Raw genomic sequence first — 16,683 nt, forward strand, 5'->3', positions numbered from 1 at the left:
CTTATGCTGAGATCTCTAGCTGCTATTTTAACGATGATGTTGGCTAGCGCGCTTCTTTTTGCCCATGGCGAGCATTTCGAAATTTTAGGAAAACCCAAAAGTACTTTCACACTCGATCCTGAGCAAACCCAATTCATTGATCTAAAAATAGCTCGGGCGATAACCAAGCCACTTGAGCAGTCACTCCGATTAAACGGCGAACTACAATTACTACCCAATGCCCAAGCAGACGTCAGTGTGAGAATCTCGGGAAATGTGACCGAACTCTATGCCAATTTGGGCGACAAAATAAAAGCCGCTCAACCATTGTTAAAAGTTCAATCCTTGCTCATTGGCGATCCGCCACCGAGCGTAGTGATGAATGCGCCTATGGCAGGCATCATTGACGCACGGAACGTTAATCTAGGTCAAGCTGTGGCACCCAACACAGTGCTCTTTCATATTTCTGATCGTTCAAAACTGATTGCTGTCGCGAAAGTTTATGAAGAAGACCTTGGTAAAATCAAAGTTGGACAAACCGCCGAAATACATGTGCTAAGTTACCCACAACAAACCTTCACGGGCAAAGTCACACTTATCGAACCTAATCTTGATCCGCTCACTCGCACGGTCAATGTTCAAATTCTTCTCGATAACCCAAAAGATTTATTAAAACCAGGCATGTTCATACGCGCCAATATCATCTTGGCAGAAAACAAATCCGCCTTGGTTATTCCCAATTCTGCCATTATCGAGGCAAACAATGAGAAATTTGTTTTTAAAAAACAAGGAAATGTCTACGAACATGTTATAGTAAAAACCGGCATCAGCGATAATGATTACACGGAAATTCTAAGTGGTTTAGTTGCTGGCGATGAAATAGTGACCCAGGGTAATCGTCAACTTTATACTTACTGGTTAACAGGCGGTAAACCTCAACCAACGGACAAGCAGAATGATTGAATTGTAGGTGGGTCATTAAGCTAAGGAATAGCCCCTTAGCTCTACGTCCCGCGGCTTGCCCGCGGAGACGTAGACGAAAGTATTTAGGCCCTTAACTTAACGGCAGTGGGTCTTGGCCTCACCTAAAAAAACAACCACTATTGGTACTGACAGGGAGAACTCAGCTCAGATGTTTCAATATCTAATTAGCTGGTCTTTAAAAAATCGCATCCTAATCCTAGCCATCACCCTGGGCATCTGCCTCTTTGGTATTTACAACCTACGGCACATGCCAATCGATGTTTTTCCCGAATTTGCTCCCCCGCAGGTGATTGTCCAAACGCAGGCTCCCGGACTAGCTCCACAAGAAGTAGAGGCTTTAATCACTTATCCTCTAGAAAGCGCCATCAATGGGACGCCAGGTGTCACTCGTGTTCGCTCAAAAACTGCAGTCGGGCTTTCCACAATCACAGTGGTTTTCGGTGACAAAACCGACATCTATCGAGATAGACAATTAATTAATGAACGTATCCAACAGGTGCTAGGGCAATTACCACCCGGTTCAAACCCAGTGATGTTACCCGTAATCTCTGTCGTCGGCTGGTTGGTCAAATATGCTCTGGTTAGCAAAACCGCATCGCCGGAAGAATTACGCACCATCTCCGATTGGGTTATTCGCCCGCGCCTACTTGCCCTAGGGGGTGTAGCCTCGGTTGTCTCGCTTGGTGGTGAGGTGAAACAATATCAGGTGCTTTTAGATCCCTCCCGCATGCTAGCTTATCGAATTAGTGTCGAAGAAGTCACTCAAGCTTTACAAAATTCAAATCGAAATGTTCCCGGCGCTTTTTTACAAAAATCAGGCACTGAGCTGATTATCGGTACCGTCGGTCGAGTTAGAAATTTAGACGACATCAGAACCACACTGATCACCACGCGAAAAGGCATTCCTATTACTATCGACAATGTCGCCACGGTTACTTTCGGAGGAGAAATCAAACGAGGAGATGCTGCTTATAATCTGGATCATGCAGTGATTGGTACCATTTCTAAAACCTACGGTGCAGACACTTTAGCAACAACATCCAAAGTTCAAGAAGCTTTAGAAGACATCAAAGCCTCGCTTCCACCAGGTGTTAAATTGTATACTTCGGTGTTCCGCCAAGCCAATTTCATTGAATCGGCGATTAAAAATTTAAGTTGGGCCTTATTAGAAGGCGCTTTGATCGTCATCCTTGTCTTGCTCATTTTTCTAATGAACATTCGCGCCTCCTTAATTACTTTTTTAGCCATGCCTGTTTCTTTCATACTCGGTATCTTGGTACTGAAGTTTTTCGATTTCGGTATTAACGCGATGACTTTAGGAGGAATTGCAATAGCTATTGGGGAAGTAGTTGATGATGGAGTCATCACCGTGGAGAATGTCTTACGACGATTACGCCTCAATCGCCAATCAATCTCGCCTCAACCCGCGATGGAAGTTGTTTTTGACTCTATTCTTGAAATTAGAAATTCTGTGATCTATGCCACACTCATCATTAGCCTTGTCTTTCTCCCTATCTTTTTTCTCTCAGGAATCGCAGAACGAATTTTCAGTCCTCTTGCAGTGGCCTATATTGCCTCGGTAATTGGCTCACTCGTGGTTTCTATTACGATGGTTCCTGCCTTATGCTATTTCCTTTTAGTCTATCGTCGAGAAAAGCAAAATGACCGAGAACTGGTTTTACATCCCATGACGAAGGAAGAGCGGATTGCTCAAATGACTCAAGACACGGACAGAACAGAAGAAAAGGAAACAAGCATTGCCAGAGGGATTAAAGCAGGTTTTCACCATCTCTTAAACTGGTCACTGAACCATTTTTGGACAGTGGTAACCTTGTCCGGTTTAGCTTTTGCCTTTGCCCTAGCCTTGCTACCCTTTTTTGGAACTGCTTTCTTACCTGAATTTCATGAGGGTAATTTTATTATTGCCATGACTACCTTACCCGGCACTTCACTCGATGAGTCCATGCGCATTGGCAGGCAAGTGCGAAAAGATTTACTGAAATACCCACAAGTCATTTCCATTTCTCAGCGTGCAGGTCGTAGTGCAATCGATGAAGATGCCCTCCCGCCGAATATCAGCGAATTCGATGTTAATCTTAATTTTGATAAAGATAAATCAATGCCGGCAGATGAGTTAATCAAACGTATCCGTGATGACTTAGCCAATATTCCCGGGGCTGTTTTTAACGTAGGCCAATTTATTGCTCACCGAATGGATGAAGTGCTTTCGGGGGTTCGCTCACAAATTGCAGTGAAAATATTTGGCGATAATTTATCCACATTAAACCAATTAGGCTTATCCGTTGAATCCTTATTAAAAGAAATTCCAGGTGTAGTTGATATCAACAAAGAACAGCAAATTAATGTCCCTCAATTAATTATAAAAATCGATCGCGAAAAAGCAGCTCGCTATGGCATCAATGTGGGTCAAATTTCCTACGATGTCCAAACTTTGTTAAACGGTATGCGTGTTTCAAGCGTGTTGGAAGGTCAACGTAGTTTTGATCTTTATGTGCGTATGGCTGAATCGGGACGTGACACCGTAAAAGCAGTGCAAGATATGCTGATTGATGCCCACGGCATTGGTATCGAGAACGGGGGTAAAATCCCATTACGGGCAGTCGCATTAATCACTGAGGAAAACCAGCCTTTTTCTATTAGCCGCGAAAATACTCAACGCATGATTTCAGTCGGCTTTAACGTGCAGGGACGTGATCTAGGCAGCGTAATTCGCGAGGTTCAACAAAAAATTAAAGAAAAAATTAAACTACCGAACGATTATTTTATTCAATTTGGTGGCCAATTCGAGAGTCAACAACAAGCGACACACACAATTTTATTTTTAGGCATTCTCGCCGTTATTGCCATGTTACTTCTTTTGTATAAAGCATTTGGCACCTTAAGTGAAGCACTTTTGGTACTTTGTAATTTACCTCTATCGTTAATTGGCGGTGTGCTGTCACTTTATCTCGCTAATGGTGAGATGAGTGTCGCTGCAATGATTGGTTTTATCACACTCTTTGGAATTGCTGCTCGCAATGGTATTATCTTGGTCAGTCATTACAATCAACTACAGTCAGAAGGTAAACCCTTAAGACATGTTGTTGTGCAAGGAACCCTCGATCGACTGGTTCCTGTTTTAATGACCGCTGCCACTGCCGCTTTGGGATTAATACCCTTGCTGTGGGGCTCGCCGGTAGGTAAAGAATTAGAAAGACCCTTAGCACAAGTCTTATTAGGCGGACTTTTTACCTCTACCCTCCTGAATATGATTGTTGTCCCTACAATCTATAATGCGATGGAAAACCGGCGGAAAAAACGTTCAGCCGCTCAATCTGGAGATTAAACTGCTATGAATTTTCAAAATTTAGCAAAACCTTTACTCACCATAAGCCTCTCTTTGATGGGATTGCTCTATCAACCTTTTAGTTTTGCGCATGAGATGCATCACCATTCAGCAATGACCCAACAAAAAAAAGCCGAACCCACTATTAGATTAACTGTAGAAAAAATTATTAATGGCCCAAAGAACAATGTCGTATACATCAAATTAACCGATATTAAAACTAACAAACCCATTAGCCTAGAAGATCTTCGCGAAGTGCATACGCAAAAGATTCATATGCTCATTATTGATGATAGCCTCAATGATTATAGCCATGTTCATCCTAGTCCCACCAAAGAACCTGGCGAGTATCAATTCTCATGGAAACCGAATAAAAAAGAAGCCAACTATCGAATTTGGGCTGATCTTGTGCCTTTGAATACCAATCAACAAGAATATGTCATTGCCGATTTATATAAAACCAAAGCGAATATGACACAGATTATTCCGCGAATTACAACCGAAACGGTCGTTGACGGCTATAAGTTTAAACTCTCTTTTGATCAACCTAAATTGGAGCTAGGCAAAGCGACAATGGGTAAAATCGAAATCACTGATGCTCAAGACAAGCCTGTGCATAATTTAGAACCTCTCATGGGGGCTTATGCGCATATCGTTGGCTTTAGTGATGATTTTAATACCGTCGTGCATGTACATCCCATGGGCGTTGAACCCCAACAAACCACTGACAGAGGTGGGCCAGAGCTCGATTTTCATATTGAACCACAGAAAGCTGGAGCAATTAAATTATTTGCGCAGGTCAAAATAAACGGCAAAGAATTATTTGTCCCCTTTAGTTATTATACTTCTGTTGGTTAATAGATATTAGGGCGGCAATTCATCCCTACCTCTTACCTACCGCGGCTTGTCCGCGGGGCATCCAGAAAATCTATCTGCCCCCAACAATCCCTAGTGATTTTGCGGCTGCGGATTCTGTTGCTGCTCAGTGCAATTTTGCACTGCACAATTTCTTGCATATTCAAAACCCCTAGAGCAAGCCATTATTGCACTGGTTTCTGCGGCATCACGATCGATACCACTACCGGAATAAACATTATTTTTAGTGTCGACGGCAGTGCAAGTCCAGGTAGTCAATGCACTAGCTAAGTTAGCAGAGCATAAAAATATAACTGTTAACGCTGTTTTGATAGCTTTCATTAGCAATCTCCTTATGTTGCCATTCTTGCGAGAATGACAACCTAAGTCAAACGCAATTAATCCAGTAAACCTAAGTCTTTTACTGCATCACGTTCTTGGCGAAGCTCGTTTAAAGTTTCATTAAATTTAATTTGGCTATAATCGTTAAATTTCAAACCTTCCACTATGCGGACCTCATTGTGCTCGTGTCGGCAAGGGAACGAGAACATTAAACCTTCATCAACACCATATTCGCCTTGAGAACTGAGGCACATTGAGAAAGATTCCATCGCAGGCGTATCATTGGTTAAACAATTCACCCCGTGGATAATTGCATTAGCTGCTGAAGCCGCTGAAGAAGCACCGCGGGCTTTAATAATAGTAGCGCCACGTTGTTGAACTGTTGAAACAAAAGTATCTTTTAGCCAGACTTCATCATCAATGACAGTAGATGCGGAGAAACCATTGATTTTTGCATTATAGAAATCAGGATATTGGGTCGAAGAGTGATTTCCCCAAATCGTCATTTGGCTTACGCAAGTAATATCAACCCCGGCTTTTTTTGCAAGTTGAGTACGTGCACGCAGCTCATCTAATGTAGTCATAGCATAAAAACGCTCATCAGGAATGTCTCGCGCATGATGTTTGGCAATCAAGCAGTTCGTATTACAAGGATTCCCCACCACAAAAACTCGGACATCTTGAGCAGCGTGATCATTAATGGCTTTTCCCTGCTTGGTAAAAATACCACCATTAATTTGCAATAAGTCCGCACGCTCCATCCCTTGTTTACGTGGCACAGAACCTACTAATAATGCCCAATTTACACCGTCCATAGCCCGGTTTAAATCAGAAGTACAAACCACATTTTTAAGCAGCGGGAATGCACAATCATCGAGTTCCATCGCCACACCTTCTAAAGCAGGCAGTGCTTGATCTAATTCCAGTAATTGCAATTCAACATCGGTGTTGGGACCAAACATTTGCCCTGATGCAATTCTAAATAACAAGGCGTATCCAATTTGTCCTGCAGCGCCTGTAATCGCTACTCTAACTCGTTTATTCATTTTTATTTTTCCCCTTCTAACCATTGTTTTACTAATAAAAGCGCAGCAACGCTACGCGCTTCAGAAAAATCAGGACGTACCAATAACTCATTATAGGAAGTTAACGGCCATTCTATTACTTCAAGAGGCTCAGGCTCATCCCCCAAGAGCGTTGAAGGATATAAGTCCCTGGCCACAACTAGCTCAAGTTTTGCACCAAAATAAGCAGGCGCTAAACTAAGGGTTTTTAACCAATCAAAACGTTTTGCAGCAAAACCAACCTCTTCACGCAACTCGCGATTTGCTGCTTCGAATAAAGACTCTCCTTTTTCGATTAAACCTTTAGGAAAGCCTAATTCATAGTTTTCTGTTCCTGCTGCATATTCACGCACCAAAAGCAGCGATTCGCTCGCAGTAAGCGCAATAATAAGCACGGCTCCATGGCCATGACTGCGAATTCGCTCAAAAGAACGCTGTGCACCATTCGAAAAATGAAGATGCAACTCTTCTATCGTAAACAGTCTTGATTTAGCAACAACTGTCTTCTTTTTGCAAACTGGTTTTTCTCGCATTCTGGTAGATTACCTCTCTAGCAAGCTACTACACTAAGCCACTCAGCAATTTAAAGCAAACTATGATACTATTGCAGTCTTGAACAAGCCAGCCTGATTTAAATAATGTTACCAACCTCTTTGTATATCCACATTCCTTGGTGTATTCGCAAATGTCCCTATTGCGACTTCAACTCACACAAAAGCCCTGATAACTTGCCTGAGCAGCAATACATCGACGCGTTGATCGCTGATTTTACAGCCGATTTAAGCCATTTTCCTGCACGTGAAATACAAACTATCTTTATTGGCGGCGGGACACCTAGCTTACTTTCTGCCGACGCTTATGCCTCTTTATTCACTCACCTACAAAAGTTGGTCCCTTTTGCAAAGGATATTGAAATTACTCTTGAGGCAAACCCAGGTACGGTCGAACAGGAGCGGTTCACTGATTATCGACAGTTAGGCATCAACCGTCTATCTCTTGGTATTCAAAGCTTTAATCCGTTGCATTTAAAAGCCTTGGGCCGTATCCATGATGATCAACAAGCTCATAAAGCGATTGAAGCCGCTCGCAATGCTGGTTTTGCCAATCTAAATATAGATATCATGCATGGTTTACCCGGACAATCGATTTTGCAAGGACTGGAAGATTTAACTATCGCTTTATCCCATAAGCCTGAGCACTTATCCTGGTATCAATTAACGATCGAACCTAACACCATTTTTTATAAGCAACGCCCAACCCTACCCAATGAAGATGAAGTTTGCCTAATAGAAGAACAAGGCCTCGCTTATTTAGCTGCGAACGGCTATCAGCGTTATGAGATTTCTGCTTTTTGTCGCGCAGAAAAATATGCCCAACATAACTTAAATTACTGGCTTTTTGGGGATTATTACGGCATTGGTGCGGGAGCCCATGGAAAAATAACCGATGAGAACAAGCAGGTTTTTCGTACCCGCAAACAACGTCAACCTAGTGATTATTTACACCCAGAAAAACCTTTTCTCGCTGCCAAAGAACAAGTTGATCCTAGTTCCTTACCCTTTGAATACATGCTCAATACAAGTCGCTTAGAACAAGCTATTCCAAATGCCTTATTTAGTGAACGAACTGGTTTATCCTTTGCTATTATTGAGCCTTTTTTGATCAAGGCCGCCGAAGCTGGCCTTATTTCAAAGAATGACCATTTTTGGCAAATTACGACCTTGGGGCGTCGTTACACGAATAATTTACAAGCGATGTTTCTACCTGATTGAGCTTTGACACTTCACAACCAGCCCGCTTTGCTGAATAATATACTTCATTCAAAAATAGGACCCTCATTTAAAGGGTAGGAAAAGACCTAACCAGGTCGTTCAATGTAGGAGGCATACGATGGCAGTCTTGGTCTTTATTTTTTTTGTGGTCCTTGGCTATTTATCTGGTTCTGTTTGTTCCGCCGTCATTGTGAGTCGCTTGTTTTCTCTCCCTGACCCTCGTATTTCCGGTTCGCAAAATCCTGGCGCTACCAACGTTCTTCGTTTAGCCGGTAAAAAATATGCCGCAATGGTGTTAATTGCCGATATGCTAAAAGGGCTATTGCCTGTTCTTTTAGCCAAATTATTTGATGCAGACCCTATTACCATTAGCTTTACTTGCCTAGCTGCTGTGCTAGGGCATATGTACCCCGTTTTTTTTGGTTTTCGTGGAGGAAAGGGGGTTGCCACAGCAATAGGTGCTTTACTCGGATTACATTTTATTTTGGGTGTAATGGTTATTGCTACTTGGTTATTGGTGGCAAACTTCACCCGCTATTCTTCTCTTGCATCAATCATTTCCATGGTTCTTGCCCCCTTGTATGCACTGCTTACCATTGGGCGATTAGACATTTTTCCACCTCTCTTTTTTATCGCCCTATTCGTACTGTACAAACACCGTAATAATATTACTCGCTTAATTGATGGAGATGAACCGAAAATCAAATTCAACCGTAGTAATTTAGATGAGGAAATCATTGCTGCCATTGAAGAACAAGCAATAGATACCCAACTTGACGAAGAAGAACCTGAATCATTACCTCCCTCGCTTGAGGCAGAAAAAGATGAATTATCAGCGCTTCATGATGCAGAAGAAGAAAAACTACCCCCTTCAGTTGAGCCTACGCCGAAGAAGAAAGAAAAATCACCAAAGACTAAAAAACCTAAAATGTAGATTGGAGAGAGAAAAAACAAAACTCAGCCATTTTCGCGATGGTAACCGCTGAAAAGATATACTTGAATCTTGAGCAGCGGTTAGGTTTCAGCGTAGGGTGAGCGAAATAGCTCCGCCCATAGAGCACGAACGTTTACTCCGCAAGAGGCCAACGCGCCTTAACCTCAATAACCGGACTTAGATCCCTTCTATCTTGCAATAAATGCAAACAACCAGCATAAGCAACCATGGCCCCATTATCAGTACAATATTCTGGACGAGGAAAATAAACCTCCCCTTTTAATTCAGTCATTAAAGCGGCCAATGAGCTACGTAAGCTGCGATTCGCACCTACTCCACCAGCAACAACCAATCGCCGAATAGCAGTTTGCTTTAAGGCTCGTTTACATTTAATTAAAAGTGTGTCCACAATCGCTTGCTGAAAAAGCTTGGCAATGATTGCTCTTGCCTGCTCATTTTTTTCGCTAGCATTCCAAGTGGTTAGTGCATGTGTTTTTAAGCCACTAAAACTAAAATCCAAACCTGGTCTATCCGTCATAGGCCGTGGAAAGGGGGGGGAAGAAAGAATTGCCTCTGGCGAACAGCGATCGGCTAGCCCCGCAAGAACTGCCCCGCCGGGATAAGCTAAACCCATTAATTTTGCTGTCTTATCGAAAGCCTCTCCAACCGCATCATCTAAGGTATCGCCCAGTAATTGATAATCACCTAAAGCCCGCACTTCGATTAATTGCGTATGCCCTCCTGAAACTAATAAAGCCAAGAAGGGAAAATCGAGTTGCGGGGAGTCCAATTTTGCCGCCAATAAATGGGCTTCTAGATGATGAATTGCTAATGCAGGTATATGAAGACCAAAGGCTAGGCTTTTGGCGAAACAAGCACCTGTTAACAAAGCCCCAATTAAACCAGGCCCCGCGGTGTAGGCCACTGCATTAAGCTCGGTTTTATTGGTTTTCGCTTGCTGCAAAGCCTCATCAACGAGCGGCACCAAATATTTGACGTGATCACGCGAAGCAAGTTCGGGTACTACCCCGCCATAACGCTGATGAGTAGCTACTTGTGAATGAAGTACATCTGCGAGTAACCCTTTTTCGGAATCGTAAATTGCTACACCAGTTTCGTCACAGGACGACTCAATGCCTAAAACACGCATCAATACCTCAATTCAAATAATGTCTGACAATTATACAAAGATCTACCCTGCAGGATCTACCCAATCCTTAGGAAACCTCTCCCATTTTCAACCTTTTAGTTCTAAATTTTATTTACAAATCGACTAAACTATAAATAAACTTGACGATTGCAAGAACTGGCACTAGAATTGCCAACCTATTGTATTCAATTAAACCAGAGGAATAGTTAATGCCTACCGTTCGTGTGAAAGAGGGCGAAAACCCTGAATACGCACTACGCCGTTTCAAGCGCTCCTGCGAAAAAGCAGGAATTTTGACTGAGTTGCGTCGCCGCGAGTTTTATGAAAAACCAACTGCTGAGCGTAAGCGCAAACAAGCTGCTGCGGTAAAACGCCATCTTAAAAAGATTTCTCGTGATACATCTTCTCGTCGCAGTCTCAAGCACCGACGTAAATAATCATGACTATTAAAGACAGCATTAGTAACGATCTTAAAGACGCAATGCGTGCCAGAGACAAGAAAAAACTGGACACCTTGCGCCTTATCACTGCTGCAGTCAAACAAGTCGAAGTCGATGAGCGTATTGTCGTTGATGATGAGCGTATGCTAATCATCTTAGATAAGCTTGCCAAGCAACGTAAAGAATCCATTACTCAATTTGAAGCTGCCGGACGAGATGATCTGGTCGCTCAAGAGCAGTATGAACTAGGCGTTATCGGTCATTATTTGCCTGAACCCTTATCAGATAAAGAAATCGAAGCACTAGTTGCTCAAGCCTTTACTGAATCAGGAGCAACCAAAATGAGCGATATGGGCAAGGTTATGGCTATTCTAAAACCACAATTGCAAGGTCGAGCCGATATGAGCAAAGTTAGCCTCTTGATCAAGGCAAAATTGAGTTAATTACGTTCATGTCTGGCTTAATACCGCAGCCATTCATTGATGAATTACTTAGCCGAACAGATATAGTCGAGCTAATTGATGGCTATGTTCTACTAAAAAAGCGTGGAACTAGCTTTATAGCCTGCTGCCCTTTCCACAGTGAAAAAACACCGTCTTTCAATGTAGTCGCAAAAAAACAATTCTATCATTGCTTCGGGTGTGGTGTGAGCGGCAATGCCATCAGCTTTGTCATGAGTTATCTGAATCAAGGTTTTACGGATGCGATAGAAACTCTAGCCTCGCGTTTAGGTATGACAGTACCACGTGAAGGCAATGCTGAAAAAAACCAGCAATCGCTAAGTTTGTACCAATTGCTGACTCGAGTGAATCAATTCTACCAACAAACCTTAAAAACAAAGGGAGAGCTAGCTATTAACTATTTACGAGGACGCGGTCTAAGTGGAGAAATAGCAAAGCTCTATCAATTAGGTTATGCACCAGCAGGCTGGCAAACCCTTGAGCAACAATTTAAGCGTAATCGCAATGAACTCATAGCCACAGGCATGTTGATTAAAAAAGACGACGGCAAAACCTACGATCGTTATCGGCATCGGATTATGTTCCCCATTCACGACCGGCATGGACGAATCATTGGTTTCGGCGGACGGGCTATTGATGCAGAACAAAAACCCAAATATTTAAATTCCCCAGAAACGACTATTTTCCAAAAAAGTCGCGAACTTTATGGCCTGCACCAAATTCTCCAACAGCAGAGCAGTATCGAGAACATCGTGGTTGTTGAAGGTTATATGGATGTCATTGCCCTAGCCCAACATGGAATTCGCAATGCGGTTGCTGCTTTAGGCACGGCAACCAGCGGTTTTCATATTCAACTATTGGCTAAGCACACTAAACAACTTATTTTTTGTTTTGATGGCGACGCAGCCGGCAGACAGGCAGCTTGGAGGGCTTTAGAAAGTTGTTTACCCGAATTAAATGCAGGTCTCGATGCCAGTTTTATTTTTCTACCTGAAGGACAAGATCCGGACAGCCTGGTGCGAGAAGAAGGCAGTGAGCAATTCAAAACACGATTAAAAAATGCGACACCTTTAAATCGTTTTTTCTTAGATAGCATCGCCAATGGAATTGATACTTTCAGTGTGGCAGGTAAAAGTCAGTTGATTAATGCCGCAAAGCCTTATCTGCTAAAAATGCAAGACGGCCCTTATAAACAACTATTGATTAATGAATTGTCGCGCATGACTCATATTGAGAATTACCGCATTCTGCAAATCTTACAGGATAATTTGCGACAAAAGGTGCAGGAAACCAATAAAAAGATTGCCAACTCACCGATTCGCTTAGCCATTGCACTGCTTATTCAAAATCCTGAAATTTATACTGCCTGTAAAACGGAGATCAATTCGGAGCTACTTGACGGTCAAGGACAGGAAATATTGCAAAAACTGCTAAGGCAAATCGAGAACTCTCCTGAGGCCAACACAGCCACACTCATTGAAGCCTGGCGCGACACCCCCTATTTTGAATCGCTCGGAAAATTAGCAGGCTGGGACCATCAAGAACCCGAAGAAGAGCTAATAAAAAAATTTACTGATATTATATTATTTTTGCAAAAACAAAATTTAGAAAATAAAATTAACATTTACCTTGCAAAATCACGAAATCAGGGCTTAACTGTTTCTGAAAGAATAATGTTGCAAGAAATGATGAAACAAAGGCATCAAACTGCGCATGATAAAATTTAACACATAATATGCTAGCAAGTTTATGTTTGCGGGTTTATAATCAAACCCTTTTGTAGCTTTTAATCACTCACCTGATAAGTGCCTATGAACATGAATGATCAAGAACAACAGCGCTCGCAAATCACCAAAGTCATTAGCTTGGGTAAAGAACAAAATTACCTGACTTATGCCCAGATTAATGACCTGTTACCTAACATTGTTGATACCGAACATTTTGACGTCATCATCTCTATGCTAGAAGGCATGAATATTAAAGTATTCGAATTGCCTCCAAGTGATGATGAATTAGCACTCTTAGGTACTACCGAAGAAGCGCCAGAAGATGTCGAGGAGGCAGCGGCTGTCCTAGCTTCTGTAGACAAAGAAACGGGTCGAACAACCGATCCGGTGCGCATGTACATGCGTGAAATGGGTACTGTCGAACTCTTAACGCGGGACGGCGAAATACGTATTGCCAAACGTATTGAAGAAGGGATTTACCAAGTCCTAAAATCTCTGGCTCACTATCCTGAAACCGTACAACTGGTATTAGAAGATTATGACCGAGTTCTTATTGAAGAAATGCGGTTAAGCGAAATTATCAGCGGTTTTGCCGACTCAGAAGAGGAGGCTCCGGCTGCAAGTATTGGTTCTATGCTCGACGAATCTCAACAAGATGAAGAGATTGCTGAGGAAATACTTGCTGCTGACGAAGAAGATGAGGATGGTGAAGGGGGTGGAATCGCCGAAGCTGATGATGGTCCCAATCCAGAACAAGCAAAAATTTATTTTGACGAGTTACGTGCAAACTATGAAAGTGCGATGACTATGTTGAAAAAACATGGACGCACTACTAAAGAAACAGTCGTATTACTCGATGTTATGTCTGATTCTTTCTTAAAGTTGAAATTAACCTCAAGACAAGTCGATCGCCTTACTCGACATTTCCGTCAACTACGAAATCATATCCGCGAATTTGAGCGTAGTATCATGCGGCTATGTATTGAGAAAGCACGTATTCCACGTAAACTCTTTATCGATACGTTCCCAGGCCAAGAGACTGACCTCAAATGGATAGAGGATTTGGTTGCTAAACATGGCAAAAAGCTCGATATGACACGCATAGAAGAGTTCACAGAAGAAATCCTGCGCCTACAATCAAAACTTTCTAGTTTTGAGGAAGAATACGGTTTAAGTATCAGTGAAATTAAAGATATCAACCGTAAAATGTCGATTGGCGAAGCCAAAGCAAGACGTGCGAAAAAAGAAATGGTCGAAGCTAACCTACGTTTGGTTATTTCAATCGCAAAAAAATACACTAATCGCGGTTTACAATTCCTCGACTTAATTCAAGAAGGTAATATTGGTCTGATGAAAGCGGTGGATAAGTTTGAGTATCGCCGAGGTTATAAGTTCTCAACTTATGCAACCTGGTGGATTCGCCAAGCAATCACCCGTTCGATTGCCGACCAGGCCCGCACTATACGTATTCCAGTGCATATGATTGAAACGATTAACAAGCTCAATCGTATTTCACGCCAAATTCTCCAAGAAACTGGACGAGAAGCCACTCCTGAAGAATTGGCAGAGAAAATGGAACTCAGTGAAGATAAGATACGCAAAGTATTGAAGATCGCGAAAGAACCTATTTCCATGGAAACCCCTGTCGGTGACGATGACGACTCTCATTTAGGTGATTTCATAGAAGACAACAACATTGAATCACCAGTCGACAGCTCAATCGCTGAAGGCTTACGCGAAGCAACTCTTGAAATCCTAGAAACTCTGACTCCAAGAGAAGCCAAAGTACTTCGCATGCGTTTCGGTATCGAAATGAACACCGACCACACCTTAGAAGAAGTGGGCAAACAGTTTGACGTAACCCGCGAGCGGATTCGCCAGATCGAAGCCAAAGCCCTACGCAAACTACGCCACCCTTCCCGCTCCGAAAAGCTACGCAGCTTCTTAGAAGGAGATGACACCTAATTTGTGAGACAGCACCCCTGTCTCACAAAAAAATTGTAGCAATTAACCCCATAAGCCATTACAATGGCAAACTCTTCGGGCCCATAGCTCAGTTGGTCAGAGCAGCGGACTCATAATCCGTTGGTCCTAGGTTCAAGTCCTAGTGGGCCCACCAATTAAAGCCAATAAAATCAATAAGCTATACTCAAAACCTTAGTCACCTCAAAAGTCCTTGCGTGACTTTTGCGTAACCTACATTCAAAACCCTATAAAACAACTATCTTTGAAGCCTGTTTCCTTATAGGTGCTCTACAGTTTGAATTACGCAACAAGGTTAGCACTACCCCACTCTTTTGTTTTGGGTCTTTCCCAATTACGCACATCATTACCCATAAGTATTAGCTGCTGTTTTTATTTACAATAATTCGTATACTCCATCGTCGAATAATGTCATAAGGACGATGATGAGCTGGGCAGCAGGAGAAATGAAAACCATAAATTTAGGCGATAAAAGACTCAATAAGCGATTGCTTTCTTTATTTGATAAATTAGGTAACTCACCCAATTTGAGCATTCCGGCAGCATGTGGCGGATGGCATGAAACAAAAGCTGCTTATCGTTTCTTTGATCATGAGCAAGCCACAACAGAAAGCATCTTAGCCCCACATATAGAATCAACCCTTGCTCGTATGAAGCAGCATTCAGTTGTTCTTTTGCTACAAGATACAACAACACTTAATTTTACAGGGCAAAAAGAACGGGAAGATATTGGCCCGATTAATCATGAAAAGCATTTAGGGTTACTTCTGCATCCCATCTTGGCAGTTACACCGGAACGACTATGTTTAGGTGTTTTAGATACTTATCATTGGGCAAGAGAAAAGGTACGTCATCGAACTACTCGAGAAAAAAGTCGAGATAACCATAAAATTCCTTTGGAAGAAAAGGAAAGCTATCGATGGTTAAAGGGTTACCGAAAAGCAAATGAAGTCGCTTTGCAAGTTCCTGATACGATGTTAATCACAGTTGCCGACAGAGAAGCGGACATTTATGATTTATATCATGAAGCACAACATGCCCAATCCTCCCAAGAAAATACTGCAGCCTATTGGCTCATTCGAGCCTCTTCTAATCGGAGGATTTTGAATGATAATGGAAGACCTGACCAGGAAAAACTAATCGAAAAGACTAAAAGTACCCCACCACTTTGCACTATTACTTTTGAAATACCTGCAAAAGAAAAACAAGTAGGTCGGTACGTAACACAAAATTTATATGCAACAGAGCTTACTCTATGCCCACCCGATAGAAAACGAAAAGTATCGACAAAATATGGTGACAAAACAGTAATCGTGACGGTGCTAATTGCAACAGAAATTGACTCACCTGAAGGACAAGAACCACTAGAATGGGTCTTACTAACTAACGTCAAAATCCATGATGCTACTGGAGCACATAATATACTGAAATGGTATTTATGCCGTTGGCAAATTGAAGTGTACTTTCGTATTTTAAAAAGCGGTTGCCGAGTTGAAAAATTACAGCTTAATGACAAGAGTCGTTTTGACCCCTGCCTAACTTTATACATGATTATTGCATGGAGAATTCTCTATTTAACTATATTGGGGCGAGAATGTCCTGATATAAGTTGTGAGTTAATCTTCTCGACCGAAGAGTGGAAAATG

General features: G+C 42.2%; 14 protein-coding genes and 1 tRNA gene. 11 read left to right on the top strand and 4 right to left on the bottom strand.

From position 1 onward, the window contains the following. Positions 1 to 3: 3 nt before the first annotated feature. The 3 genes from Lnau_RS02115 (at position 4) to Lnau_RS02125 (ending at position 5,167) form a co-directional block, all read left to right on the top strand. Positions 4 to 942 carry an efflux RND transporter periplasmic adaptor subunit gene (locus tag Lnau_RS02115; RefSeq protein ID WP_420795471.1) on the top strand — a complete coding sequence of 313 codons (939 nt, stop codon included), beginning with the start codon at positions 4 to 6 and terminating at the stop codon, positions 940 to 942. A 169-nt stretch (positions 943 to 1,111) separates the two neighbouring features. Further along, complete coding sequence (locus Lnau_RS02120) at positions 1,112 to 4,309, top strand: efflux RND transporter permease subunit (RefSeq protein WP_058503501.1); 3,198 nt, start codon at positions 1,112 to 1,114, stop codon at positions 4,307 to 4,309. Between the two features lie 6 nt (positions 4,310 to 4,315). Next, complete coding sequence (locus tag Lnau_RS02125; protein WP_058503502.1) at positions 4,316 to 5,167, top strand: hypothetical protein; 852 nt, start codon at positions 4,316 to 4,318, stop codon at positions 5,165 to 5,167. A gap of 90 nt (positions 5,168 to 5,257) precedes the next feature. On the opposite strand, the gene Lnau_RS02130 is transcribed toward Lnau_RS02125, so the two are convergent. The 3 genes from Lnau_RS02130 to nudE are packed head-to-tail and all read right to left on the bottom strand — an operon-like array spanning position 5,258 to position 7,103. Beyond that, positions 5,258 to 5,506 (bottom strand): hypothetical protein, encoded by a 249-nt coding sequence (locus Lnau_RS02130; RefSeq protein WP_058503503.1) that lies wholly within the window; start codon positions 5,504 to 5,506, stop codon positions 5,258 to 5,260. Positions 5,507 to 5,562: 56 nt separating this feature from the next. After that, on the bottom strand, positions 5,563 to 6,552 hold the full coding sequence (locus tag Lnau_RS02135) for a malate dehydrogenase (RefSeq protein WP_058503504.1): 990 nt from the start codon (positions 6,550 to 6,552) through the stop codon (positions 5,563 to 5,565). A 2-nt stretch (positions 6,553 to 6,554) separates the two neighbouring features. Next, positions 6,555 to 7,103 (bottom strand): ADP compounds hydrolase NudE, encoded by a 549-nt coding sequence (gene nudE / locus Lnau_RS02140; RefSeq protein ID WP_058503505.1) that lies wholly within the window; start codon positions 7,101 to 7,103, stop codon positions 6,555 to 6,557. Positions 7,104 to 7,208: 105 nt separating this feature from the next. Here nudE and hemW point away from each other — a divergent pair, with 105 nt between their 5' ends. After that, on the top strand, positions 7,209 to 8,342 hold the full coding sequence (hemW, locus tag Lnau_RS02145; RefSeq protein ID WP_058503506.1) for a radical SAM family heme chaperone HemW: 1,134 nt from the start codon (positions 7,209 to 7,211) through the stop codon (positions 8,340 to 8,342). A 118-nt stretch (positions 8,343 to 8,460) separates the two neighbouring features. Continuing rightward, positions 8,461 to 9,276 (top strand): glycerol-3-phosphate 1-O-acyltransferase PlsY, encoded by an 816-nt coding sequence (gene plsY / locus Lnau_RS02150; protein ID WP_058503507.1) that lies wholly within the window; start codon positions 8,461 to 8,463, stop codon positions 9,274 to 9,276. 133 nt (positions 9,277 to 9,409) lie between these two features. Here the strand turns inward: plsY and tsaD are convergent, their stop codons facing one another. Continuing rightward, positions 9,410 to 10,426 carry a tRNA (adenosine(37)-N6)-threonylcarbamoyltransferase complex transferase subunit TsaD gene (tsaD, locus tag Lnau_RS02155; RefSeq protein ID WP_058503508.1) on the bottom strand — a complete coding sequence of 339 codons (1,017 nt, stop codon included), beginning with the start codon at positions 10,424 to 10,426 and terminating at the stop codon, positions 9,410 to 9,412. Positions 10,427 to 10,635: 209 nt separating this feature from the next. Between tsaD and rpsU the strand changes: the two genes are divergently transcribed. The 6 genes from rpsU to Lnau_RS02185 form a co-directional block, all read left to right on the top strand. Continuing rightward, entirely contained in the window at positions 10,636 to 10,863 is a 228-nt protein-coding gene (gene rpsU, locus Lnau_RS02160) for a 30S ribosomal protein S21 (protein ID WP_058496738.1), read from the top strand. A 2-nt stretch (positions 10,864 to 10,865) separates the two neighbouring features. Next, a complete protein-coding gene (locus tag Lnau_RS02165) occupies positions 10,866 to 11,309 on the top strand; it encodes a GatB/YqeY domain-containing protein (protein ID WP_058503509.1) in 444 nt (147 codons plus the stop codon). Between the two features lie 8 nt (positions 11,310 to 11,317). Beyond that, on the top strand, positions 11,318 to 13,054 hold the full coding sequence (dnaG, locus tag Lnau_RS02170; RefSeq protein WP_058503510.1) for a DNA primase: 1,737 nt from the start codon (positions 11,318 to 11,320) through the stop codon (positions 13,052 to 13,054). 84 nt (positions 13,055 to 13,138) lie between these two features. Next, positions 13,139 to 15,019, top strand: a complete 1,881-nt coding sequence (gene rpoD, locus Lnau_RS02175) for an RNA polymerase sigma factor RpoD (protein ID WP_058503511.1) — start codon at positions 13,139 to 13,141, stop codon at positions 15,017 to 15,019. A 77-nt stretch (positions 15,020 to 15,096) separates the two neighbouring features. Then, positions 15,097 to 15,173: transfer RNA gene (locus Lnau_RS02180), tRNA-Ile, on the top strand. A gap of 289 nt (positions 15,174 to 15,462) precedes the next feature. After that, a partial coding sequence (locus tag Lnau_RS02185) for an IS4 family transposase (protein WP_058503512.1) occupies positions 15,463 to 16,683 on the top strand: 1,221 nt, incomplete at its 3' end.

Origin of the sequence: Legionella nautarum, assembly GCF_001467895.1 — a bacterium.
In the GTDB taxonomy this organism is placed as follows: Bacteria; Pseudomonadota; Gammaproteobacteria; order Legionellales; family Legionellaceae; genus Tatlockia; species Tatlockia nautarum.